The organism is Candidatus Defluviilinea gracilis (assembly GCA_016716235.1).
Taxonomy (GTDB): Bacteria; Chloroflexota; Anaerolineae; order Anaerolineales; family Villigracilaceae; genus Defluviilinea; species Defluviilinea gracilis.
In genome coordinates, this window is record JADJWS010000001.1 from 1,731,600 (window position 1) to 1,754,233 (window position 22,634).

The 22,634-nt window shown below is 58.4% G+C and carries 22 protein-coding genes; 20 read left to right on the plus strand and 2 right to left on the minus strand.

All coding sequences use genetic code 11. The features are described 5' to 3' along the window. Positions 1 to 81 precede the first annotated feature (81 nt). A complete protein-coding gene (locus IPM31_08115) occupies positions 82 to 1,737 on the plus strand; it encodes a hydantoinase B/oxoprolinase family protein (GenBank protein ID MBK9006947.1) in 1,656 nt (551 codons plus the stop codon). 48 nt (positions 1,738 to 1,785) lie between these two features. Here IPM31_08115 and IPM31_08120 read toward each other — a convergent pair whose 3' ends face one another. Further along, positions 1,786 to 2,085 carry a HigA family addiction module antidote protein gene (locus IPM31_08120; GenBank protein ID MBK9006948.1) on the minus strand — a complete coding sequence of 100 codons (300 nt, stop codon included), beginning with the start codon at positions 2,083 to 2,085 and terminating at the stop codon, positions 1,786 to 1,788. Between the two features lie 14 nt (positions 2,086 to 2,099). Beyond that, on the minus strand, positions 2,100 to 2,381 hold the full coding sequence (locus IPM31_08125; protein ID MBK9006949.1) for a type II toxin-antitoxin system RelE/ParE family toxin: 282 nt from the start codon (positions 2,379 to 2,381) through the stop codon (positions 2,100 to 2,102). A gap of 218 nt (positions 2,382 to 2,599) precedes the next feature. On the opposite strand from IPM31_08125, the gene IPM31_08130 reads away from it, so the two are divergent. From IPM31_08130 to leuC, 19 genes are all read left to right on the plus strand, one after another. Then, the gene (locus tag IPM31_08130) at positions 2,600 to 3,766 is read left to right on the plus strand and encodes a 2-hydroxyacyl-CoA dehydratase (protein MBK9006950.1); all 1,167 of its coding nucleotides are present in this window, start codon (positions 2,600 to 2,602) and stop codon (positions 3,764 to 3,766) included. 51 nt (positions 3,767 to 3,817) lie between these two features. Then, complete coding sequence (locus tag IPM31_08135; protein MBK9006951.1) at positions 3,818 to 5,116, plus strand: 2-hydroxyacyl-CoA dehydratase; 1,299 nt, start codon at positions 3,818 to 3,820, stop codon at positions 5,114 to 5,116. A 137-nt stretch (positions 5,117 to 5,253) separates the two neighbouring features. Beyond that, positions 5,254 to 6,069: a 2-hydroxyglutaryl-CoA dehydratase gene (locus IPM31_08140; protein ID MBK9006952.1), complete on the plus strand. Its 816-nt coding sequence runs from the start codon at positions 5,254 to 5,256 to the stop codon at positions 6,067 to 6,069. Continuing rightward, positions 6,066 to 6,893 (plus strand): 2-hydroxyglutaryl-CoA dehydratase, encoded by an 828-nt coding sequence (locus tag IPM31_08145; GenBank protein MBK9006953.1) that lies wholly within the window; start codon positions 6,066 to 6,068, stop codon positions 6,891 to 6,893. Before IPM31_08140 ends, IPM31_08145 begins: the two co-directional genes overlap by 4 nt. A gap of 33 nt (positions 6,894 to 6,926) precedes the next feature. Further along, on the plus strand, positions 6,927 to 7,769 hold the full coding sequence (locus tag IPM31_08150) for a hypothetical protein (protein MBK9006954.1): 843 nt from the start codon (positions 6,927 to 6,929) through the stop codon (positions 7,767 to 7,769). Positions 7,770 to 7,918: 149 nt separating this feature from the next. Next, positions 7,919 to 8,956 (plus strand): enoyl-CoA hydratase/isomerase family protein, encoded by a 1,038-nt coding sequence (locus IPM31_08155; protein MBK9006955.1) that lies wholly within the window; start codon positions 7,919 to 7,921, stop codon positions 8,954 to 8,956. A gap of 110 nt (positions 8,957 to 9,066) precedes the next feature. Further along, positions 9,067 to 9,831 carry an enoyl-CoA hydratase/isomerase family protein gene (locus tag IPM31_08160; GenBank protein MBK9006956.1) on the plus strand — a complete coding sequence of 255 codons (765 nt, stop codon included), beginning with the start codon at positions 9,067 to 9,069 and terminating at the stop codon, positions 9,829 to 9,831. Between the two features lie 126 nt (positions 9,832 to 9,957). Next, a complete protein-coding gene (locus tag IPM31_08165) occupies positions 9,958 to 10,413 on the plus strand; it encodes a MaoC family dehydratase N-terminal domain-containing protein (protein ID MBK9006957.1) in 456 nt (151 codons plus the stop codon). Positions 10,414 to 10,442: 29 nt separating this feature from the next. Beyond that, positions 10,443 to 11,210 (plus strand): 3-oxoacyl-ACP reductase FabG, encoded by a 768-nt coding sequence (gene fabG, locus IPM31_08170; GenBank protein ID MBK9006958.1) that lies wholly within the window; start codon positions 10,443 to 10,445, stop codon positions 11,208 to 11,210. A 1-nt stretch (position 11,211) separates the two neighbouring features. After that, positions 11,212 to 12,411: a thiolase family protein gene (locus tag IPM31_08175; protein MBK9006959.1), complete on the plus strand. Its 1,200-nt coding sequence runs from the start codon at positions 11,212 to 11,214 to the stop codon at positions 12,409 to 12,411. An 85-nt stretch (positions 12,412 to 12,496) separates the two neighbouring features. Next, positions 12,497 to 12,916, plus strand: a complete 420-nt coding sequence (locus IPM31_08180; protein ID MBK9006960.1) for an acyl-CoA thioesterase — start codon at positions 12,497 to 12,499, stop codon at positions 12,914 to 12,916. Further along, positions 12,913 to 13,938, plus strand: a complete 1,026-nt coding sequence (locus IPM31_08185; GenBank protein MBK9006961.1) for a zinc-binding dehydrogenase — start codon at positions 12,913 to 12,915, stop codon at positions 13,936 to 13,938. The genes IPM31_08180 and IPM31_08185 overlap by 4 nt, the downstream gene beginning before the upstream one ends. Before the next feature lie 78 nt (positions 13,939 to 14,016). After that, positions 14,017 to 14,868 (plus strand): amidohydrolase, encoded by an 852-nt coding sequence (locus tag IPM31_08190; GenBank protein MBK9006962.1) that lies wholly within the window; start codon positions 14,017 to 14,019, stop codon positions 14,866 to 14,868. A gap of 56 nt (positions 14,869 to 14,924) precedes the next feature. Further along, complete coding sequence (iorA, locus tag IPM31_08195) at positions 14,925 to 16,673, plus strand: indolepyruvate ferredoxin oxidoreductase subunit alpha (protein ID MBK9006963.1); 1,749 nt, start codon at positions 14,925 to 14,927, stop codon at positions 16,671 to 16,673. Continuing rightward, positions 16,670 to 17,311, plus strand: coding sequence for an indolepyruvate oxidoreductase subunit beta (locus tag IPM31_08200; GenBank protein ID MBK9006964.1), 642 nt, complete (start codon positions 16,670 to 16,672; stop codon positions 17,309 to 17,311). The genes iorA and IPM31_08200 overlap by 4 nt, the downstream gene beginning before the upstream one ends. Before the next feature lie 96 nt (positions 17,312 to 17,407). After that, complete coding sequence (locus IPM31_08205; GenBank protein MBK9006965.1) at positions 17,408 to 18,727, plus strand: 2-isopropylmalate synthase; 1,320 nt, start codon at positions 17,408 to 17,410, stop codon at positions 18,725 to 18,727. Further along, on the plus strand, positions 18,724 to 18,975 hold the full coding sequence (locus IPM31_08210; GenBank protein MBK9006966.1) for a MoaD/ThiS family protein: 252 nt from the start codon (positions 18,724 to 18,726) through the stop codon (positions 18,973 to 18,975). Before IPM31_08205 ends, IPM31_08210 begins: the two co-directional genes overlap by 4 nt. A 254-nt stretch (positions 18,976 to 19,229) precedes the next feature. Further along, positions 19,230 to 21,083: an aldehyde ferredoxin oxidoreductase family protein gene (locus tag IPM31_08215; protein ID MBK9006967.1), complete on the plus strand. Its 1,854-nt coding sequence runs from the start codon at positions 19,230 to 19,232 to the stop codon at positions 21,081 to 21,083. Positions 21,084 to 21,311: 228 nt separating this feature from the next. Continuing rightward, entirely contained in the window at positions 21,312 to 22,568 is a 1,257-nt protein-coding gene (leuC, locus tag IPM31_08220; protein ID MBK9006968.1) for a 3-isopropylmalate dehydratase large subunit, read from the plus strand. Positions 22,569 to 22,634: the final 66 nt, after the last annotated feature.

Below are 22,634 nucleotides of genomic sequence, written 5' to 3' on the forward strand. Positions count from 1 at the left end.
AGAGCCAAAACATTACTCAACCCAACTTCGTGTACTTCGTGTCCTTTGTAGTGAATCAAGAAACAGTAAATGGAACAACCCATGACCCAAACCTTCGACCCCATCACCCTCGAAATCCTCTGGCGGCGGCTGATCTCCATTGTGGACGAAGCTGACGCCACCGTCGCCCGCACCGCGTTCTCCAGCCTGCTGCGCGACGCGCACGACTACACCTGCATGTTCACCGACCGTCACGGGCGCGAACTGGCGCAAGGGACTCTCGCCACGCCTGGTCAATCGGGCGCGATGGCGCTGGGCATTCACAAACTGGTTCAACACTTTTCAGCGGATGACCTTCAGGCTGGCGACGTGTTCATCACCAACGACCCCTGGGCGCTGGCGGGGCATCTTAACGACATCTGCGTCTTCAGCCCGATCTTCCACAAAGGAAACCTTGCCGCTTTCACGGCTTGCGTTCTGCATCACTCGGATATCGGCGGGCGGGTCGCGTCTGACAATCACGATGTCTTTGAAGAAGGCTTGTTCATCCCGCTGGTAAAACTCTACGAACGCGGCGAATTGAATCAAGCCGTGCTGGATATGATCCGCTGGAACGTCCGCACGCCCGAAAACGTCATCGGCGACATCCGCTCGCAGACGGCGGCGAATCACGTCTGCGCCGCGCAGGTTCAGCGGATGCTCGAAGAATATCAACTCGACTCGCTGGACGACCTTGCGGATGAGATCATCGCCCGCAGTGAAAAGAGCGTCCGCTCGGCGATCGAACAAGTCCCCGATGGAATCTATCGCGCCGAGGGCGTCATCGAACAGATGGAGGGGCAGAAGGATATCGTCATCAAAGCCGCCGTCGAAATCAAAGACAGCGACATCACCGTTGACCTCGCGGGTTCCTCGCCGCAGGTCAGTTGGGGCGGCAACGTCGTATACAACTTCACCTTCGCCTACGTCCACATGGCGATCAAAAGCATCTTCGACCCCGACATTCCGAACAATCACGGCAGTGTCGCGGTCATCAAACTCGACGCGCCCGAAGGCAGTGTGGTCAACTGCCGCTTCCCAGCCGCCGTCGCCGCGCGGATGCAGATCGGTCACTTCATGGCGGAGATCATCTATCGCGCATTGGCGCAGGCGCTTCCACAGCGCGTCATCGCCTCCAGCGGCGGCACGCCCGCCACCATGAACGTCTTTTACGGAACGTTCAACAACGGCAAACCCTGGCACTCGGTCATCATCCGCGGTGGGGGCATGGGCGCAAGCAGCGCCCGCGACGGCGAGAACAGTTACATCTTCCCAGCCAACGGCGCGAACACGCCCATCGAAATCCTCGAAAGCGACACGCCCCTCCTCGTCGAACGCCGCGAACTGTTGATGGATTCGGGCGGGGCGGGAAGATTCCGTGGCGGGCTGGGGACGCGCACCGTCTTCCGCATCCCAGACGACGAACACGCGCCTCCGACTCCCGTCAGCCTGGGCATCCAATCTGGACGTTTTCGCCTACCCCCAGAGGGATTGGCTGGCGGGCAGGCTGGCTCGCGCGCAAAATTTCTCGTCAACGGGGAGCAGGGGAATCCCTACGGGCTGACCAAACTTAACCCTGGCGATGTGGTCGTCATGGAATCGTCTGGCGGTGGCGGCTACGGCTCTCCCGCCGAACGCGACCGCGACGCGCTTGCCGAAGACCTCCGCGCAGGGCGGGTGTCTGAGGAAAAGGCGAAATCGGAGTATGGGTTTGAGTAGCCCCAACGAACGCTCAAGCCGCCGTCTTCGGCGGCGTTTGCAAGAGTACTACGCTGGAACTCTCGGACGCACTTCCCGCTCCAAGCGATTGCCCAAAGCGTCGAGGGTGATATCTAAATCGTATTCCGCCTGCAGTCCAAGCCAGAACTGCGGAGACGTGCCAAAGTAGCGCGACAAACGCAATGCGGTATCCGCCGTGACGCCGCGCGTTCTCAATACAATCTCATTGATGCGCCGCGCGTCAACGCCGATCTCAATCGCTAGGCGATTCTGGCTCAGATTCATCGGCTTCAAGAATTCGTCCTGCAAAACTTCGCCAGGGTGAACGGGATGTAATTTATCGGTCATTTCTACCTGCCAATCTAGTGATAATCCGCGATTTCAACATCGTAGGCATCGTTGTCTTCCCATCGAAAACAGATACGCCATTGGTCGTTGATCCGAACGCTCCACTGACCCGCGCGATCTCCGCTCAGTTTTTCGAGATGGTTGGCTGGAGGAACTCGCAAATCGTTGATAGAAACGGCGTTGTTTATCATGCGGAGTTTACGCAAAGCGACTTGTTGAATATCGGCGGGCAGCCTTCGGGAGCGTTGACGCTGATAGATATTCTGTGTTTCATCGCTCTTGAAGGTTTTTATCATGGTCTTCATTTTATAGCGCGACGCGCTAAATGTCAACCGCCTAATCGTTGAATGAGAGCCGCTCCGAGCCAGTTAATGAACCAACAGCCTGCGTCCTGGCTCCTTAAAATTTCGGCAGTTGTGTTGACAATTCCAAAAAGAGGGGTATACTAAACATATCTCACTTCAATTACGATGTGTAAAAATAGTGAGATATATTTACAGACTGGAGGTTTTGCATGACCCTGCGGCTGTTTGAAACATGGCAGAACCAATCCCTGGAGGGCATCTTCGCGGAGTGCCGCGAACTGTCGGAGGACGCCGACTTCCCCACAGTGAAACGCTGGCGCGAACAGGGCGGAAAAGTCCTGGGGCATTTTCAAGTGTACTTCCCCGAAGAGATCGCCCACGCGGCGGGGATGCTGCCCCTCAAAATGCGCGGCGCGCCCGTTGAGCCGACTCACTCCGACTCGCGCTTCGGCTCCTATCTTTGCTCGATCCTCAAAACAAACCTTGAACTCGTCCTGAGTAACCGCGTCGAACTGGACATGTTCGTCACCCATCCCATCTGCGACGCGGCGCGGAATTTGGCGGCGGTCTGGGGGCGGAACTATTCATATCCGTGCCAGATCTTGTACCTGCCGCAGAATGCCAACTCGAAAGCGTCGGCGGAGTATTTACGGGGGGAATATGATCGGGTGAAGAGCGACATCGAAGCGTTGTCGGGGACGAAGGTTACGGATGAAGCGTTGAGAAATTCCATCGCGGTCTATAACGAGAATCGCAGTCTCCTGCGAAAGATTTACGAGATCAAACGTAAACAACCCTGGCTTCTTTCAGGGTTTGAAGCGTATCTGCTGATGAACGTCGGCGGGATGATTTTGCGCGAGGAACACAACGAAATGCTCAAAGCGGCGATCCCGTTGATCGAAGCGCGACCCGCCAAACGTCAGGATAAGATTCGCGTGGTCTTCGAGGGCGGCTTCTGCGAACAGCCTCCGCTCGATTTGATTCGCGCCATCTCGCAATCCTGTTACATCGTGGACGACGATCTCATGATCGGCTTGAGATGGATTGTCGAAGACGTTCCGCTCGAAGGCGACCTGCTGATGAACATGGCGGACGCGTACCTTGAAAAATCCAGTTACAGCCCCGTGCAACACGACGCGCGCAAACCGAAGGAAAAAATGTTGTTACAACGCATCGCGGACTCGGGCGCGGAGGCGGCGATCATCACCGCCGCGAAGATGTGCGAGCCTGGGCTTGAAGATCAGGTGACGTACACGAAGGCGCTCGACGAAAAGGGCATCCCATATTTCGTGGGCGAGTTTGAAGAGAACATGACCAGCTTCGACAGCATGGAAATCCAGCTGGAGACGTTTACCGAGAACTTGATATTTAGTTAGCCGAGACCTGACAGGTTTTTAAAACCTGTCAGGTCTTAGGATAGGTGAACCATGACCGAAACACAAACAGACGAACTTGTAGGACGCGGTAACAAAGAAGGGGCAGACCTGTTCCGCGAGTGGTTTGACGATCTGGCGGACCACGCAAAGCGAGGCGAGGGCGCGGCGTATGTCTTCGTGATGGGCAGTATGGCGGAATTACTGCACGTGTTCGACTTTCCGCTGGTGCTGCCTGAGATCACTTCGCTTCAAACCGCTGTGCGGCGCGTGGCGGATACGTATCTCGCGGAGGCGGAGGATTACGGCTACTCGCCCGATATCTGCGGCTACGTCAAAGCGGACATTGCGGTTCAACTGCGCGGTGGACAACATCCCATGGGGCAGATTCCCAAACCCTCCATTGCCGTGATGACGAATGCCTGCAATACCTACATCAAGTGGGCGGAGATCTGGGAGCGGATCTACAAGATTCCGATCGTCGTCATTGACGTGCCAGCCACGCGCGCGGCGGGCGGACAGTTCCAGCCTGGCAGTTCCGATTTCGAGCGCGACCGCAAATATGTCGAAGCGCAGATTCGGGAGTTGATCACGCTCTGCGAGCAGGTCTCAGGCAAAAAGTTCGACATTGACCGCCTGCGCGAATCGCTCGGTTACGCCAACGATATGAATGAAGGCTGGCGGCGCGTGCTGGAACTCAACAAGAGCAAGCCGTCGCTCTTCAACGCGGTGACGGATGGCACGGTTTATCTGGGCGTTTCAAATAACCTGCGCGGAACAAAGAAGGGCAGTCAGTTCTTCAAGAACCTTGTGGAAGAAATGGAATACAAAGCCGCGCACGGCATCGGCACGCAGATCGTCGAAAAATACAGGCTCGGATTCGTCGGCGTGCCGTGTTATCCCATCTTCCGACGTTTCAGCGAAATGTTCACCGAATGGGGCGGCAACTTCGTCCACTCCACCTATTTGAACTTTGCTTCGGGCGGCGGCAATCTCGGCTATCAATACGACGTGAACCGTCCCATCGAAAGCCTCGCGGAGGGATTCTTGATCAGCGTGCGCGAAGCGATGGATAACATGTTCCATCAAGATCGCGTGGTGATCGACTGGGTGAAAAATTACGACCTGGACGGCGTGGTCTATCACCCGATCAAATCCTGCCGCACGGTCTCGACGGGCCTCGCCGACGGGCGGCGGGCGATGATGGCGGCGACGGACGTTCCCAGCCTGTTCATCGAATCGGACATGATGGACAAGCGCGTTGTCTCTGAAGCGCAGATGAAGAACCGCGCCGACGCCTTCTTTGAAGGTCTCGCCTCGCGGCGCGAGATGGCAAAAGTGGCGCAGTCTTGATTACTTTACGCCTTATTTTTGGACGCAGATAAACGCGGATGAACGCAGATTTTTTGTAGATTCTGAAGGAAGAAAAGAATCAGCGTATTCAGCGTTCATCTGCGTCCCGATTTCAAGATTTTAGGAGGTACTGTCTCATGGCATACGCGGCAGGCGTTGACGTAGGCTCGACGCAAACAAAAGCAATCATCATCAACGAAGACCGAGAGATCGTCGGTCGTTGCCTGACGGATACAGGAGCGAACGTGGTCATCGCGGCGGAGAACGCCTTTGCCGAGGCGCTCAAGACCAGCGGCATCCGCGAAGAGGAAGTCGAATATGTGATCGGCACAGGCTACGGGCGTTACCGCGTCACGTTCGGCAACACGCAGGTGACGGAGATCTCCTGTCACGCGCGCGGCGCGGCGCAGATGTTCCCTGGCACAAAGACCGTGCTGGACATGGGCGGGCAGGATACCAAAGCCATCCGCGTCAGCCCCAAGGGCGAAGTGCTCGACTTCTGCATGAACGACAAATGCGCGGCTGGCACGGGGCGCTTCCTCGGCGCGGCGGCGGCGGCGTTGGATATTCCGCTCGGCGAACTGGGCAACGTGGCAATGAAAGCGGAACGACCCGTCAAGATCAGCACCACCTGCACCGTCTTCGCCGAGTCTGAAGTCCTTTCGTGGCTGGGCAAAGGCAAAAAGATCGAAGATATTTTATGGGGCGTGCATCTCTCCATCGCCTCGCGCTCGACCGCGTTACTGCGCCGCGTCGGCATCGAACACGAGATCACCTTCACAGGCGGCGTCACGAAAAACGCGGGCATGATCAAATCGCTCGAACAGGCGTTGAAGACCAAACTCAACGTCAGCGATGATTCGCATTACATGGGCGCGTTGGGCGCGGCGCTCTTCGCGCTCGACCACATCCTTGCGGGGCGCGTCCCCACCGAAGAGAAGGAGGCGGCATGACCACCTACACCACTGGCATTGACGTTGGCTCCACCTACACCAAAGCCGTCATTGTGAAAGACGGCAACGAGATCGTTTCGCGCGCCATGCTCAACACGGGCTTCCGCCTTGAAGAAGCCGCGCGCAAAGCCTACGACGCCGCGCTCGAACAGGCGGGACTGACCGAATCCGATTCGTCCTATCTCGTCACTACTGGTTTCGGGCGCCATCTCGTCGGCTTCCGCGACGTGAACGTGACCGACATCAACGCCAGCGCGCGCGGAGCGGCATTCCTCTTCCCCAAAACGCGCACCATCCTCGACGTCGGCGGGCAGACGATGAAAGCCATCCAACTGACCGAAGACGGCAAGGTCAAATCCTTCCGCCTTAACGACAAATGCGCGGCAGGCACAGGCGCGTTCCTCGAAAAGACCGCCCGCTACATGGGCTACAAAACCGAAGAGATCGGCACGCTCGCGGCGGTCTCCAAAACGGTGGTTCCCATTTCGGGCGTGTGCGCGGTCTTCGCCGAATCCGAAGTCATCAACCATCTCTCGCAGGGCATGTCCCCGTCCGACATCATGTACGGCTCCATCGTCTCGCTCGTGGCGCGTTCGGTGCAACTGCTCAAGCGCGTCGGCATGAATCCCGAATTCACGCTCATCGGCGGCATCCTGCGCTTCGAATCCATGAGCCATGTCGTGCGCGAACAGATCAAGACCGAAGTCAACGTGGCGGAGGGCGACCTCGTGCAATACGTCTCCGCCCTCGGCGCGGCGATCCTCGGCTATCGTCGCTTCGGAAAACTTCAAAGCGAAGGACAACCCGCAATCGCAGGCGCTTAGCCTGCGATTTTTCAGTTCAGGAGACGCGCCGTCATGTCGCCGATAACGCCATCTGTCCGCACTCAATTTTTGATATTCACCCTCTTCGGCGAATTCATCCTCCCGCGCGGCGGTTCCATCTGGACCTCGAGCCTGCTTCGCCTGCTCGACCAACTCGGCGTCGGAGAGCGAGCCGCGCGTCTCACGCTTTCGCGCATGACGAGCAAAGGCTGGCTCTCGGCGCGCAAAGACGGGCGGCGCAGTCAATACTCGCTGACCCCGCGCGGCTGGTCGCTCCTCGTCCAGGGCGGACAGCGCATCTACGAAGGTCCCGTCAAAGAATGGGATGGGATGTGGCAAATCATTGTCTTCTCCCTGCCAGAAAAGAAGCGCAGTCTGCGTCATGCCTTTCGCACGCGCCTCCCTTGGTATGGGTTCGGTCAACTCGCGCCGAACATGTGGATCTCGCCTCGTAACCGCCAAACGGACATCCTCGCGCTGTGCAATGAACTGGGGATACAGGACTACATCGAGATATTTTCAGGCATCCACATGGGACCGTCCGAAGACCAGGAACTCGTCCGCCGCTGTTGGAACTTGTCTCATCTTGCCGCTCAATACAAAAAGTTCATCGCCAAATTTGAAAAAGAATATCTCGCCCGCAAAAACAATGGACATACCCCGCCAAAAATGGACGAGAGCTTCGTCAGCCGCTTCTGGCTGTTGCATCATTTTCAGGGCTTCCCGCTCATAGACCCCAACCTGCCCGCCGCCCTGCTCCCGCCCGATTGGATCGGCTTCAAAGCGCGGAAGTTCTTCGAAGACTATCGCGGCTTGTTGGAAAAACCCGCCAACCAGTTCGTGGACGAAATCGTCGCCGCCGAACCCGCGCGATAACAAGTAACGCAAGATTCATCTTGCGCTTCACGACAACGACACAAAGCGCGCAAAGGAAAGGAAATTATTCTTCAACGTTTTTCCTTCGTGACCTTTGTGTCCTTTGTGGTAATGGTTTGAACGAATCTTTTTTCAAAACGGAGACCAGCATGGATGTATTGAAAGACAAAAAGACCGACTTCAAAGAAATTATCTACGAAAAAGCGAACTGGGTGGCGCGCATCACCATCAACCGTCCGCATGTGTACAACTCATACAGCACCAACGCGCTCGAAGAACTGGCGCAGGCGTTCCGCCAAGCCGCGTTCGACGATGAAGTGGCGGTCATCGTGTACACGGGCATGGGCGACAAAGCCTTCTGCACGGGCGGCGATGTGAAAGAATATCAGGAACGCTACACGCGCTCGCCGCACGACTATTGGAAATACATGCGCCTCTTTGGCGCCTACATCGAAAGCATCGTCAACACGGGCAAGCCCGTCATCGCGCGCATCAACGGCATGGCGGTCGGCGGCGGCAACGAATCGAATCTCGCCTGCGATCTCGCCGTCATCGCCGAACATGCCTGGGTGGGGCAGGTCGGCGCGGGAGTTGGAAGCGTGGCGGCGGGCGGAGCGACTCAATGGCTGCCCATCACCGTCGGCGACCGCCGCGCCCGCTACATGTTGATGACGAACCGCCGCATCCCCGCCTACCAAGCCCTCGAATGGGGACTCGTCAATCAGGTCGTGCCGTCCGTCAAAAAGGACGGCGCGTTCATCGAACATGCCACGCCCGAACAAATTGCCCAAGCCCAAAAAGGCGCCGACGGCTACAGTATTGACCTCTCCAAACTCGACGAAGCCGTCGAAACGCTCGCGCAGGAACTCGTGGACAAATTCGCCGAGTGCATCCGCTTCACCAAAGAACAGATCAACTTCTGGAAGAATTTCAGCTGGCATCAGACCATCGGTCCCGCCCGCGACTGGCTCTCGATCCACTACACCTCATGGGAGCCGCTCGAAGGCATGAGCGCGTTCGTCGAAAAACGCCCCGCGCGGTATCGCATGTTGCGCGAACGCGCCGCGCAAGGCAAAAGCAGCGAGTTCATCTGGGGCGCCTACGAAAAGACTTGCCCCTCCTGTGGCGCGAAAGCCTTGCCCGAAGAATTCACCCACTGCGGCGTTTGCGGCGCGGATTTGAAATGATCCAGTTCGCCGCTCTTTCTATTTTGGACGCGGAAAACGCGGATTTTCAAAAACTTTTTCCGCGTACATCTGCGCTCGTCCGCGTCCGCCAGAAGTGAAAAAGAGATCAGATGACCGACTCATTCATTTCCGTTGAGACGAAGAACGGCGCCTCTTTCCTGACCTTGAAGCGGGCTCCGCTTAACGTGCTTGACATCGCCACCCTGACTCAACTCGAGTCTGCGCTGGCGGAGTTGACTCGCGACGAGTCGCTTCGCGTGCTCGTGTTGAACGCCGAAGGGAAGATGTTCTCGGCAGGCGTGGACGTGGCAGACCACACGCCCGACAAAGTCGGCGGCATGATTCCGCTGTTCGACAGAGTCTGCCGCGCGTTGGCGAACTTTCCCGCGCCGACGATCGCCGTCGTTCACGGGCACGCCCTCGGCGGCGGATGCGAACTGGTTCTATGCTGTGACCTCGCCGTGATGACCGACAACGCAAAGATCGGACAGCCCGAAGTTCAACTTGCCGCCATCGCCCCCATCGCCGCGATGAGACTTCCGCAGTTGGTCGGCTATCGCAACGCGGCGGATATTCTCTTCACGGGTCGCGCGTTGACAGCCGACGAAGCCTTGAAGATGGGATTGGTCAACGCGGTGGTTGCCGCCGACGGGTTGGAAGCCTGGGTCGAAGAGAAGGTAACAAAACTTACCTCCCTCAGCCGCGTGGCGTTGACGATGACCAAACGCGCCCTGCATCTCGGCTTCGGCGCGTGGGACTCCTCCGCGATGGAACTGGAACGCTTGTATCTGGACGAATTGATGAAGACCGAAGACGCGCATGAGGGCTTGAGCGCCTTCATGGAAAAACGCGCGGCGGTTTGGAAGCACGTGTAATCGGTGACGCTCGCGTAATCGGCGTTCTCTAACGCCGATGGCATGGCGCAGAGCATTGCGCTAGAGAGCGCAATCTACACAAGCAATCTACACAAGCAATCTACGCAAAGACGAAAAGGAAACATTATGGCATCACGCGGACTGACATACGAGCAATTTGAAATGGGCGCGGTCTACCCGTCGCAGGCGCGGACCGTCACCGAGGCGGACGTGGCGAACTTTGCGGGGCTTTCCGGCGATTTCAACCCCCTGCACACCGACGCCGAGTTTGCAAAGACCACGCCGATGGGCGAGCGCATCGCGCACGGCGTGCTCATCCTTGCGATGGCGACGGGCATGGCGAACTGGATGGGCATCTTTGAAGGCACCACGCTTGCGCTGATGGAACAGGTGACGCGCTACAAAGGCGCGGTGAAATTCGGCGACACGATTCGGCTGGAGATGGAAGTCATCGAGAAGAAGCCCACCTCCAAGCCTGAGAAGGGCGTGGTGAAGTTTGCCGTCCGCGTGAAGAACCAGCGCGATGAAAATGTGGTTGAGGGAGAATGGACGTTGTTGATGAAGGCTGTTTCGCAAACTTAAGTTTGCGGCACAAATAATCGGAGGGCAGTATGTTACTCAAGGATAAAGTTGCGTTGATCACGGGCGGGGGGAACGGCATTGGGCGGGCGATTGTCCTGCGCTTTCTTCAGGATGGCGCGAAAGTCGTCACAGTGGACCTGGATCAGGCTGGGTTGGAGGAAACGCTCAAAGAGGCGGGGCAGGCTCAGGGTCAGGTAAGAGGCGAGATGGCGAACATCACGAAGCGCGAGGACGTTCAACGCGTCGTCGATTCGATCGTCAAAGAACACGGTCGGCTCGACATCCTGATCAACAACGCGGGCATCACGCGCGACGCGCTCACGGCGCGGGTGAAGGACGGCGAAGTCAAGTTGATGACCGACGAGCAATGGGACGCGGTGCTGGAGGTGAACCTGAAGGGGACGTGGCTGTGTTCGCAGATCGCGGCGGTGGAAATGATCAAGCAGAAATATGGGCGCATCGTCAGCACGGCTTCGGTGGCGGCGATTGGGCACATGGGGCAGTCGAATTACGCGGCGTCGAAGGCGGGCGTGGTGGCGGTGACGCAAACGCTGGCGCTCGAACTGGCGCGCTTTAACATCGCGGTGAACTGCATCGCGCCAGGCGGGACGAAGACACGCATGACGGCGGCGATCCCCGAAAACATCATGGCGAATTTGATTGAGCGCATCCCGCTCAAGCGCTTCGCCGACCCGCGCGAGATCGCGGCGGTTCACGCTTTTCTGGCGAGCGACGAGGCGTCGTTCATCACGGGGCAATGTATTTTCGTGGACGGCGGTCAGACCGTGGGAGCGTGAGATGTTTGCGAAATCATACATTCCCTACGGCGGGTATTGGTGTTCGCCGTTCGCGCGCTGGCAGGGGAGTTTCGCCAATTTGCATACGATCAAATTCGCGGCGGATGTGACGCGCAAGGCGTTGGAAGCGCGCATGATTTCGCCGTCGTCGTTCAGCAACGTCTATCTCGGCATGACCGTGCCCGCGCCCGCTTCATTTTATGGAGCGCCCTGGCTGGCGGGCATGATCGGCGCGGAGGGGATCACGGGTCCCGTTTTCTCGCAGGCGTGCGCCACTTCGGCGCGGGTGATCGGGAGCGCGGCGCGGGCGGTGGAGACGGAGGACGACGCTTCGATCCTCTGTGTGACGGCGGACCGCACCTCGAACGGACCTCACCTGCTGTATCCGAATCCCGCCAACCCTGGCGCGCGCGGCGACTCGGAAGACTGGGTGTGGGACAACTTCAACCGCGACCCGTTCGTGGGCAACGCCATGATCCAGACGGCGGAGAATACCGCGAAGGATTGCAACATCACCACCGCCGAACAACATGAGGTGATGTTGATGCGTTACGCTCAATATCAAAAGGCGCTCGAACACGACGCGGCGTTTCATAAGAAATATATGTCGGTTGTGGAGGTCAACCCGTCGGGGAAGAAGGTCGTTGCTACGGTGACGGACGATGAAGGCGTGTTCCCGTCCACCGCGGAGGGACTCGCCAAACTGAAACCTATCCTGCCCGATGGCACGGTCACCTACGGCGGGCAGACCTATCCCGCCGACGGCAACGCGGGCATGATCGTCACCACGAAGGACAAGGCGCGCGAACTCAGCCGAGATTCAAAGATCGAGATTCAACTGCTTTCGTTCAGCGAAGGACGTGCCGAAAAAGGATACATGCCCAAAGCCAACGCTCCCGCCGCGCGAGGCGCGTTGAAAAAAGCGGGCGTGGACATCAAAGACATTAAGGCGATCAAGACTCACAATCCCTTTGCGGTGAACGATGTATTCCTCAACCGCGAGTTGGGCATTCCGCTCGATCGGATGAACAACTACGGCTCGTCGCTCATCTGGGGTCATCCGCAGGGACCGACGGGCATGAGGCTGGTGATGGAGATGATCGAAGAGCTTGTCCTGCTCGGCGGCGGGTATGGGTTGTTCACAGGCTGTGCGGCAGGCGACACCGCCGCGGCGATTGTGCTGGAGGTCCGCGCTGGATAACTCAAGAGAAAACCACTGAGACACGGAGACACAGAGAATAAAAAAATCTCCGTGACTCAGTGTCTCCGTGTTTCAGATTTATGCGATGACTGATCTTTATCCATTCTCAACCACCCTCAAGGTGCGCTTCCACGAGACCGACGCGCAGGGACACGTCAACTTCGCGCAGTACCTCAATCTCTTCGATGTCGCGCTGGTTGAATATCTCAGTTATATCGGGTTCAGTTACAAACGAATGCTGGAAGAGGATTTCGACATGCTGTATGTGGACGCTCACGCTTCGTATCACGCCCCCGCCTATTTCGACGACCTCCTGCGGATTCACTGCCGCGCGGGAAAGGTCGGCGCTTCGAGCGCGCGCTTCGATTTTGAAATTTTCAACGAAAGCAAAGACAACCGCCTGACCGCCAAAGGCGAGATCACCGTCGTAACGGCGGAGCGCAACACGCTGAAGAAGATGCGCGTCCCCGAAAATTTTCGCAAGGCATTGGAGAGCCATTCATGAAAGCCGCCGTATTTCACGCCGCGCGTCAACCGCTGGCAATGGAAGAAATTCCCACGCCCACCCCGTCTGCGGGCGAAGTTCTCGTCAAGGTGGCGGGATGCGGAGTCTGTCACACCGACCTGCATTACATTGACCACGATGTTCCCACCTTCAAGAAGCCGCCGCTCGTGCTGGGACACGAAGTCTCTGGCATGATCGCGGGCTTGGGCGCGGGCGTCGCGCAATGGAAGGAGGGCGCGCGCGTCCTGCTCCCCGCCGTGTATGGATGCGGTCAATGCGCCATGTGCCGCACGGGACGCGAGAACATCTGCGAGAAGATGATGATGTTCGGCAACAACGTGGACGGCGGTTACGCCGAATACGTGCTCGCGCCCGCCAAGGATGTGATCCCTTTGCCCGATGAACTTCCGCTTGTGGAGAGTTCCATCATTGCCGACGCGGTCACCACGCCGTATCACGCCGTCGTCAATCGCGGACAGGTCAAACCTGGCGATTCAGTCGTGGTGGTGGGATGCGGCGGCATCGGCTTGAATCTGGTGCAGGTCGCTTCGGCGGTCGGGGCGAAGGTCATCGCCGTGGACGTGATCGATTCCAAACTGGAATGGGCGAAGAAACTCGGCGCGCAGGCGACGGTCAACGCGAAGAACGTCGAGCGCGTGGACAAGGAAGTCCGCAAACTGGCGGGCGGCGGCGGCGCGGACATCGGCTTTGAAGCGATCGGCAATCCCGTCACGCAGGCGCAGGCGTTTTCCTGCATCCGCGCGGGCGGACGATTCGTGATGGTCGGTTACAGCGAAAAACCGATGACGCTCGACTCGGGGCGCGTGATGTACCGCGAAATGGAGATCATCGGCTCGCTCGGCTGTCGCGCGGTGGATTATCCGCGTGTGTTGGAACTGGCGCGTCAGGGTCGCATCAAAGTGAAGGAACTTGTCACCGCGCAGTTCCCGCTGGATCAGATCAACGTCGCGTTCGATACGCTTCGCAAAGGCGAAGGGATTCGGTCGGTGGTTACTCCGTAGATCAGTTATCAGTCATCAGTGACTGACAACTGTTCACTGCTCACTACTCACTATTCACTGCTCACTACTCTCTCACACATGATCATAGACTTCCACATCCACCTCTCGCTTCCCGAACACGAACTGCCGTCCGTGCTGGAATGGATGCGTTCGAATTATCAAGGAGACCTCGATGCCTACATCCGAGACATTCTCACCCCGCAGGGAATCCGCCAGTATCTTCAAGCGCATGATATTGACCTGGCGGTCGGTCTGGCGGAAGTCTCGCCGCTCACCACAGGCGTCGCGGATAACGACTACGTCGGCAAACTCTGCGCGTCAGCCAACGCAATCGCCGACCCCGCCTCAGGTCCGCGCGGACGGTTGCTACCCTTTGCCAGCCTCAACCCATTCCTCGTCAACGATCTTGCCGCGGAACTCGAAAGGCTTGTAAACGAATACGACTTCAGAGGCATCAAGGTTTATCCGCCCTACCAGCATCATTACGTCAACGACCCGCGCATGTATCCGCTGTACGCCAAAGCGCAGGAACTCGGTCTGACGATGATGGTGCATACGGGTTCGTCGGTCTTCAAAGGCGCGCGCATCAAATACGCCGATCCGCTTTTGCTCGACGACGTGGCGATTGACTTCCCCGAGCTGAACATTCTGATGGCGCATTCGGGGCGTCCGTTCTGGTACGACCAGGCGTTCTGGCTGGCGCGGCGGCACCCGAACATGTTCATGGAAATTTCGGGTCTGCCCGCCAAACATTTGCTGGATTATTTTCCGCGCCTCGAAATGCTCGCGGACAAAGTCATCTACGGCTCAGACTGGCCTGGCAACCCCGACCTGAGGCGTAATGTCGAAGCGATCCGCGCTTTGAATATTTCGGATGAAGCGAAACAAAAAATCCTTCACGACAACGCGGCAAGGATCTTGAAGTTGTAAAAAGACCTGACAGGTTTTAAAAACCTGTCAGGTCTAAAGTCTATACTGGAGACACTATGCGAGAATTCCTGTTAGGTAATGAAGCCATCGCCCGCGGAGCGTGGGAAGCGGGAGTCAAATTCGTATCGGGCTACCCAGGCACGCCCAGCACCGAGATCATCGAGACGCTGGCGATGCGCTTCCCCGAAACCAACCCGCGCTGGTCCACCAACGAGAAGGTCGCGTTTGAAGAAGGCATGGGCGCGGCAATCGGCGGCTTGCGCACGCTGGTCACCATGAAGCACGTCGGTCTCAACGTCGCGGCAGATGCCTTCATGGTCTTCCCCTACTCAGGCACAAACGGCGGCTTCGTCGTCATCTCAGCCGACGACCCTGGGATGCACTCCTCGCAAAACGAGCAGGACAACCGCTATCTCGCGCGCGTCGCCAAAGTGCCCGTGCTCGAGCCGAGCGACGCGCAGGAATGTCACGACTTCATGATCGCAGGACTCGAACTCTCGGAGCAGTTCCGCTCGCCCGTCATGCTCCGCACCACGACCAGGCTCGCGCACCACAAAGGATTGGTGGAAGTCGGCGAGCGGAAGGAAGTGGAGACCCGCGAATTTAACCGCGACCCCCACCGCTTCTCTGTCCCGATTTATCGCCTGATCCGCCGTCCCGAAGTTGAGAAAACGCTGACGGCTCTCGCCGAATACGCCGAGACCTGTCCCTTCAACCGAATCGAAGAAGGCGCGGACAAAAAAATCGGCGTGGTCACTTCGGGGATTTCGTATCAATACGTGAAGGAAGTTTTGCCGAACGCGGGCGTCCTGCGCCTCGGCATGACCTACCCCCTGCCCGCAAATCTTCTGCGCGATTTCTGCGCCCAATACGAAACCGTGTACGTCGTCGAAGAAGGCGAACCGTTCATCGAAGAATTCATGCGCGGGGCGGGCATCGCAAACCTCACAGGCAAGGAACTCTTCGGCGTCATCGGCGAATACTCGCCAGGCAGGTTGCAGAAAACGCTTGGGCTGGGCGACCCGCCCGCGCCGTTCACCAACGACGGCGTCAACCTCATCATGCGTCCGCCCATGTTCTGCGTCGGTTGCGGACATCGCACCGTCTTCGCCGCGTTGAGGCAGTTGCGCGTCACCGTGTCGGGGGACATCGGCTGTTACACCATGGGCGCGTTGCATCCCTACGAAGCGGAACACACCACCTTCTGCATGGGCGCGAGCATCGGCGTCGCCGTCGGCTTGGAGCAGGCGGGACACGAGAACACCGTCGCCATCATCGGCGACTCGACCTTCATCCACGCGGGCATCCCGCCGCTGATCGACGCGGTCTACAATCGAAGCCGCCTCACGCTCATCATCCTCGACAACTCGACGACAGGCATGACGGGCAGCCAACCCAATCCCGTTTCGGGCAAGGATGTGATGGGGCAGACCGCGCCTCAAATTGACCTCGAAGCGTTGTGCCGCGCCTCGGGCGTTGCCAACGTCGCCGTTGTGGATACGTGGGACCGCAAGGAAGTCGTCAACGTCATCCGCCGCGCCGTTTCATTCAAGGGACCTTCCGTCGTCATCGCGCGTGGACCGTGCCAGCAGATCCCCGAAATCAAACACGCGCATCGCATTCCCTTCTTCATCCATGAAGACCTCTGCACGCAATGCGACGCCTGCTTTAAAGTGTGGTGTCCCGCCATCACGCGCACGCCGCAAAATTTCCCCGTCATCGCCGCCAACGAATGCACCTCCTGCACCGTCTGCGCCCAGGTCTGCCCGACGGACGCCATCAAACTCGCGGAGGAAACCGCATGAAGACCTACAACCTGATGTTTGCGGGCGTCGGTGGGCAGGGATCGCTTCTCATCGCCGAACTGACTTCGCTCGCCGCCGTCAACGCGGGGTACGACACGAAGCAGACCGAAGTGCACGGCGTTTCGCAAAGAGGCGGGAGCGTGGAAACGCACGTCCGCTTCGGCGAAAAAGTTCACTCGCCCATCGTCACCCCAGGTGAAGCCGACGCGGTGGTCGGACTCGAAAAATTGGAAGCCCTGCGTTTCGCGCATTACTTGAACGTTGAACACGGAACGGTCCTCGTCAACGACCATGAACTGGTGCCAGGCTCGGTGCCAAACGCCGAAAGCATCTACCCGCGCGAAACGATTGATTTCCTCAGATCGAAGGGCATGAAAGTCGTCGCCCTGCCCGCCTCGCAAACCGCGCGCGACCTCGGCGACGCCCGCATGGCAAACGTCGTCATGCTCGGCGCGTTATCCACGCTGCTGCCCATCGAACGGGATGTGTGGGATAAGACGCTCAAGCTCCGCATCCCCGCCAAATATTTGAACGGTAATTTGCAGGCGTTTGAATGTGGTTATGTTGCGATGCAATCCTTAAACACGAAGGACACGAAGTACACAAAGGAAAAAGAGACATTTCTTAAACCTTCGTGATCTTTGTGTCACTTCGACAGGCTCAGTGCAAGCCTTCGTGGTTAAAAAAGAAAGCGCGTAGGAGACGCTCTCTAGCGTCGAAGAAAGGAGTCAGCCATGTCCGCGAATCCAAACGACACGCACGAACTGATCTACGATTGGAATCTCGTCGAAGCGCCCGAGGCGCCGAAGAAGCGCGTGATGGTCACCGACGAAACCCTGCGCGACGGATTGCAATCGCCGTCCGTCATCCAGCCTGAGATTCAAGACAAAGTGTATTTGCTATACCTCATGTCTGACCTCGGCGTGGACGCGGCAGATTTAGGTTTGTGCGGCGCGGGCGAGAAGTTCAAATATCACGTCAGCGTGCTGGCGAAGGAAATCGTCAAACAGAAGATGGACATCCAGCCGCAGAGCGCGGCGCGTTCCGTCGTCGCCGATATCATCCCCATCGTGGATGTCTCCGAAGAGGTCGGCATACCGCTCGAAGCGGCGGTCTTCCTCGGCACGAGTCCCATTCGCCGATTTGCCGAAAGCTGGGATGTGGACTTCCTGTTGCGCCAAACCGAAGAAGCCGTCACCTTTGCCACCAAGCACGGCATCCCCGTCATGTTCGTCACCGAAGACACGGTGCGAGCCGACCCTGAGACTCTGCGTCGGGTGTACGAAACAGCCATCAGGTCGGGAGCGAAGCGCATTTGCGCCGCCGACACGGTCGGTCACATTGCCCCGCATGGAGTCCATGCGTTGATCTCATTCCTCCGCAAGGTGGTGGATGAAGTGGACCCGACGGTGGGCATCGACTGGCACGGGCATAAAGATCGCGGGCTGGAGATCGCCAACTCCCTCGCCGCCGTCGAAGCGGGCGCGGATCGAGTCCACGCCTGCGGCTTGGGCATCGGCGAACGAAGCGGCAACACGCCCATGGAACTCCTGCTGGTCAACTTCAACCTGCTCGGCTGGGGAAACCGCGACCTGACGAAACTGCCCGAATATTGCGAGGTCATCGCCGACAAATGCGGCGCGGTCATCCCGTTCAATTATCCCATCGTCGGCGCCGACGCCTTCCGCACGACCACGGGCGTTCATGCCGCGGCAATCGCCAAGGCTCTCACCAAAAACGACGAGTGGCTGGCGGAGCATGTCTATTGCGGCGTGCCTTCGAGCATGGTCGGGCGCGCGCACGAGATCGAAATCGGTCCGATGTCTGGCGAGCATAACGTGCGCTTCTTCTTACGCAAACATAAAATGGAAGAGAACCCCGCCTACGTCACGAAAATTCTCGAAGTGGCGAAACGCTCCAACCACCTGCTCGGTGAAGACGACGTGCGCCGCATCGTCACGGTGATGAGCCGACGCCAGCGCGCGCATCAGGAAGTGACCGACGAGGAACTCGATCACGAGTTGACGCGCCGCCGCGAAAGGATCCTGCGATGAACATTCATGTGCGGCTCGCGGAACCGTTCTGGAGATCGGTCGGACAGCGCGAGCTTGACCTGACTCTCCCACCCGCTTCCAACGTGGACGCCCTGCTGATTCTCCTGCGCGAGCGTTATCCACGCCTGAGCCTGGACTTCGATCAATGCCCGCCGAACATCTTCATTGACGAAGAGGAAGCCGACGCGCATACGCCCCTGCAAGACGGCGCGCGCGCCCATTTCGTCTACCCTGTGGCGGGAGGGTAAGACCCAGTACGGCAAAGTTCACTTTGCCCATTTGACAAGCGCAATCTAAAGATTGCTGTACGGCAAAGTTTACTTTGCCCATGCGGCAAGCGTAATCTGAAGATTGCGGTACGGCAAAGTTCACTTTGCCCATTTGGCAGGCGCAATCTAAAGATTGCTGTACGGCAAAGTTTACTTTGCCCCATGTGGCAATCGCAATCTGAAGATTGCGGTACGGTACGAATATGAGGTAAATTTTGAATTACACATCTCCAATTGCCATCATCAACCTCTCGACGGGCGAGACCGAGATCACGACCACGCCCGATGAACTTCTGCGCGCCTATCTCGGCGGGCGCGGACTGAACATGGCATACCTGCGCCAGTATCTGCGCCAGCACGGCGACCCGCGCAGTGTGGATGCGCTCAGTCCGGAGAATCCGCTCATCATCGGCGCGGGGCTGATGACGGGGACCATCGCTCCCAACGCGGCGCGATTCAACGTCTCGGCGCGTTCGCCCGAAAGCGGCATTCTCGGCGATGCCAACTGCGGCGGATTCTTCGCGGCGGCGATGCGCAAGGCGGGCTTCGACCGCCTCATCATTTTGGGGCGCGCCGAGAAACCGTCCTACCTGTTGATCGAAGACGGGCAGATCAGCCTCCATGCGGCGGATGGGCTGTGGGGGTTGAACGCCATCGAGACGCAGGACCAACTCAAAGCGCGGCATGGAAGCGGGACCGTCTCGGCGGTGATCGGACCCTCGGGCGAGAATCAAGTCCGCATGGCGGCGATCATGACGGGTCAAAAAAACGCGGCGGGACGCGGCGGCATGGGCGCGGTGATGGGAAGCAAGAATCTCAAAGCCATCGTGGCGCGCGGCGGGACGGCGATCGAGGTGGCGCAAAAGGAGACGTTACGCGCGTTGCGACTCAAACAACAGGAAGAGTTGAAAAACTCGAAGGTGGTGCAGGTGTTGGGCAAGGTCGGCACGCCGCTGTTGTACGAAGTGAGCAACCGACTCGGCGCGATCCGCACGCGTAACTCGCAGGAGAATTTTTTCGAGGAAACGCTCAACGGCGAAGAGGTCGAAAAATTTTCCGACAAGATGCTGGCGTGCACGTCGTGCGTGGTGCATTGCCGTCACCGCAACACGCTCGGCGGCGAAGGACCCGAATACTCGACGCTCGTCCTGCTCGGCGCGAACATCGGCATTGCGCCCACCGATCAGGTCATCCAGTTGAACAACCTGGTCAACGACCTCGGCTTGGACGCTTCTTCGACTGGCACGATCATCGGCTGGGCGATGGAACTGTACCAGCGCGGGCTGATCGACGACTCGCTGACAGGCAAGCCGTTGGTCTGGGGCGATTACGAAACCGTCTATGCGTTGATCGAAGATATCGCGCATCGGCGCGGGTTCGGCGATATTCTCGCTGAAAGCACGCAGGCGGCGCGTTACTTCCCGCAAGAGGCGCTCGATTATTTGATCGCCGTCAAAAACCTGCCGCAGTCTGACCCGCACGACGTGAGGTATTTCAAAGGCTTCGCGCTCGGCATCGCCGTCGCCAGCCGCGGCGCCGACCACCTCCGCAACCGTCCCACGCTGGAGGTTTTCAAACTTCCCGACGAAGCGCGCGCGAACGTCTATGGGCGCGTCAACGACCCCGACCCGACGGGCTACAAAGACAAGGGACTCATCGTGGCGTACGGCGACGACATCTACGCCATCGCGGATTGCCTCGGCGTGTGCCGCTTCGTCACGCGCGGATTCAACAGCCCGCATCTGCTGGGCTATCAGGAATTTTGCGACTCGGTCGCCGCCGCGACAGGGCTGGAATACACTCCCGCCTCTCTCCGCGACGTGGGGCGGCGCACGCTCGACACGGAGCGACTCATCAACGCGGGCTTCGGCTTGACCCGCGCCGACGACACCCTGCCCAAGCGCTACTTCGACGACCCCATGCCCGCGCGCAAAACGAAAGGTCACCACGTGGACAGGGAGCAATTCCAAAAGATGCTCGATGATTATTATTCCGAACGCGGCTGGGACGCGGATGGGCGAGTCTCTGCCGAGAGGATCGAGGAAATAGACGGTCTGATTTTTGGAAGGATGAAAGATAAATTATGAAGGATGAATTATGAATGATGAAGAGTCCAGGCGTTTTGCGTTTTCTTTCATCCTTCCGATTTCTCTCTACCGTACATTTGCACCGCTAAGAACGCAAAGAAAACCTTTTTAACTTGGCGACCTTAGCGTGCTTTGCGGTAAAAAATCTTTCCTGTACGATAGAAAATCCGATTTTATTCTTTTCACGGAAAGAGAATCTTATACGAGGTAGAAACGAGGTAGATAAGTATGGCACATACTCTTGCGGAAAAAATCCTGGCTGAAAAATGCGACCAGAAGGAACTCTACCCTGGGCAGTTCATCAACGCCCGCGTGGATCTGGTGATGGCGTCCGAACTTTCGGGCGTGCTTGCCATTGAAGAGTTCGAGAAGATCAAAGGCGCGCGCGTCTGGGACCCGCAGAAGGTGGTCTTCATCATGGATCACTTCACGCCCGCCAAAGACATCAAATCGGCGGAGATCGTCAAGCAATGCCGCGAGTTTGCGAACGCGCACGGCATCCGCTTTTACGATGTGGGGCGGGCGGGCATCCAGCACATCCTTTTGCCCGAGCAGGGCATGATCGTCCCTGGCGACCTGATCGCGGGCGCCGACTCACATACCTGCACGCACGGATTCATTGGCGCGTTCGGCACGGGCATCGGCTCGACCGACGCGGCGGTGGCGATGGCGCTGGGCGAGTTGTGGATGAAAGTGCCAGAGAGCCTCAAGTTCGTCTATCACGGCAAGCCGCAGAAGTGGGTGCGCGGCAAGGACTTGATCCTGCACACCATCGCGCGCATCGGCGTGGAAGGCGCGCGGTATCAGGCGATGGAGTTCGCGGGCGAGGCGCTGGAACATCTCGATATGAGCGACCGCTTCTCGATGGCGAACATGGCGATCGAAGCGGGCGCGAAGGCGGGCTTGTTCGCGGCGGATGAAATGACCCGTTCGTTCATCCGCGCGCGCGGGCGCGAGGACGGCTTGTACCTGCAAAGCGACCCCGACGCGCAATACGCGCAGGTCTATGAATTCGACGTGTCGGAGTTCGAGCCGTTCGTGGCTGTGCCGTTCATCCCTGAAAACGTCAAACCTGTTTCGCAACTCAACGAAGTGGAGATCGACCAGGCGGTGATCGGCATGTGCACCAACGGCAACCTCGAAGACTTGCGCGCCGCGGCGGAGATCCTCAAGGGGCATCAGATCCATCCGCGCGTGCGGGCGGTCATCATCCCTGGCTCGCAGAAGGTCTATCTCGACGCCCTGCGCGAAGGGTTGATCGAAATCTTCATCTCCGCCAATTGCTCGGTCAGCACGCCCACGTGCGGACCGTGCCTCGGCGGTCACATGGGCGTGCTGGCGGCGGGCGAGAAGTGCATCTCCACCAGCAACCGCAACTTCCGCGGGCGCATGGGTCACACCTCCAGCGAGCTGTATCTCGCCAACCCCTACGTCGCCGCCGCCTCCGCCATTGCGGGGAGGATCATCTCTCCGAAAGATTTATAAACACGAAGGACACGAAGTACACAAAATTGGTTTGAGTGACGGTTTCGGTTTTTTGTTTTAGATCAT

Bases quoted from the DNA above. Each gene is read 5' to 3' on its own strand.
- IPM31_08115 (MBK9006947.1), top strand. From the start codon at position 82: ATGACCCAAACCTTCGACCCCATCACCCTCGAAATCCTCTGGCGGCGG.
- IPM31_08120 (MBK9006948.1), bottom strand. From the start codon at position 2,085: ATGACCGATAAATTACATCCCGTTCACCCTGGCGAAGTTTTGCAGGAC.
- IPM31_08125 (MBK9006949.1), bottom strand. From the start codon at position 2,381: ATGATAAAAACCTTCAAGAGCGATGAAACACAGAATATCTATCAGCGT.
- IPM31_08130 (MBK9006950.1), top strand. From the start codon at position 2,600: ATGACCCTGCGGCTGTTTGAAACATGGCAGAACCAATCCCTGGAGGGC.
- IPM31_08135 (MBK9006951.1), top strand. From the start codon at position 3,818: ATGACCGAAACACAAACAGACGAACTTGTAGGACGCGGTAACAAAGAA.
- IPM31_08140 (MBK9006952.1), top strand. From the start codon at position 5,254: ATGGCATACGCGGCAGGCGTTGACGTAGGCTCGACGCAAACAAAAGCA.
- IPM31_08145 (MBK9006953.1), top strand. From the start codon at position 6,066: ATGACCACCTACACCACTGGCATTGACGTTGGCTCCACCTACACCAAA.
- IPM31_08150 (MBK9006954.1), top strand. From the start codon at position 6,927: ATGTCGCCGATAACGCCATCTGTCCGCACTCAATTTTTGATATTCACC.
- IPM31_08155 (MBK9006955.1), top strand. From the start codon at position 7,919: ATGGATGTATTGAAAGACAAAAAGACCGACTTCAAAGAAATTATCTAC.
- IPM31_08160 (MBK9006956.1), top strand. From the start codon at position 9,067: ATGACCGACTCATTCATTTCCGTTGAGACGAAGAACGGCGCCTCTTTC.
- IPM31_08165 (MBK9006957.1), top strand. From the start codon at position 9,958: ATGGCATCACGCGGACTGACATACGAGCAATTTGAAATGGGCGCGGTC.
- fabG (MBK9006958.1), top strand. From the start codon at position 10,443: ATGTTACTCAAGGATAAAGTTGCGTTGATCACGGGCGGGGGGAACGGC.
- IPM31_08175 (MBK9006959.1), top strand. From the start codon at position 11,212: ATGTTTGCGAAATCATACATTCCCTACGGCGGGTATTGGTGTTCGCCG.
- IPM31_08180 (MBK9006960.1), top strand. From the start codon at position 12,497: ATGACTGATCTTTATCCATTCTCAACCACCCTCAAGGTGCGCTTCCAC.
- IPM31_08185 (MBK9006961.1), top strand. From the start codon at position 12,913: ATGAAAGCCGCCGTATTTCACGCCGCGCGTCAACCGCTGGCAATGGAA.
- IPM31_08190 (MBK9006962.1), top strand. From the start codon at position 14,017: ATGATCATAGACTTCCACATCCACCTCTCGCTTCCCGAACACGAACTG.
- iorA (MBK9006963.1), top strand. From the start codon at position 14,925: ATGCGAGAATTCCTGTTAGGTAATGAAGCCATCGCCCGCGGAGCGTGG.
- IPM31_08200 (MBK9006964.1), top strand. From the start codon at position 16,670: ATGAAGACCTACAACCTGATGTTTGCGGGCGTCGGTGGGCAGGGATCG.
- IPM31_08205 (MBK9006965.1), top strand. From the start codon at position 17,408: ATGTCCGCGAATCCAAACGACACGCACGAACTGATCTACGATTGGAAT.
- IPM31_08210 (MBK9006966.1), top strand. From the start codon at position 18,724: ATGAACATTCATGTGCGGCTCGCGGAACCGTTCTGGAGATCGGTCGGA.
- leuC (MBK9006968.1), top strand. From the start codon at position 21,312: ATGGCACATACTCTTGCGGAAAAAATCCTGGCTGAAAAATGCGACCAG.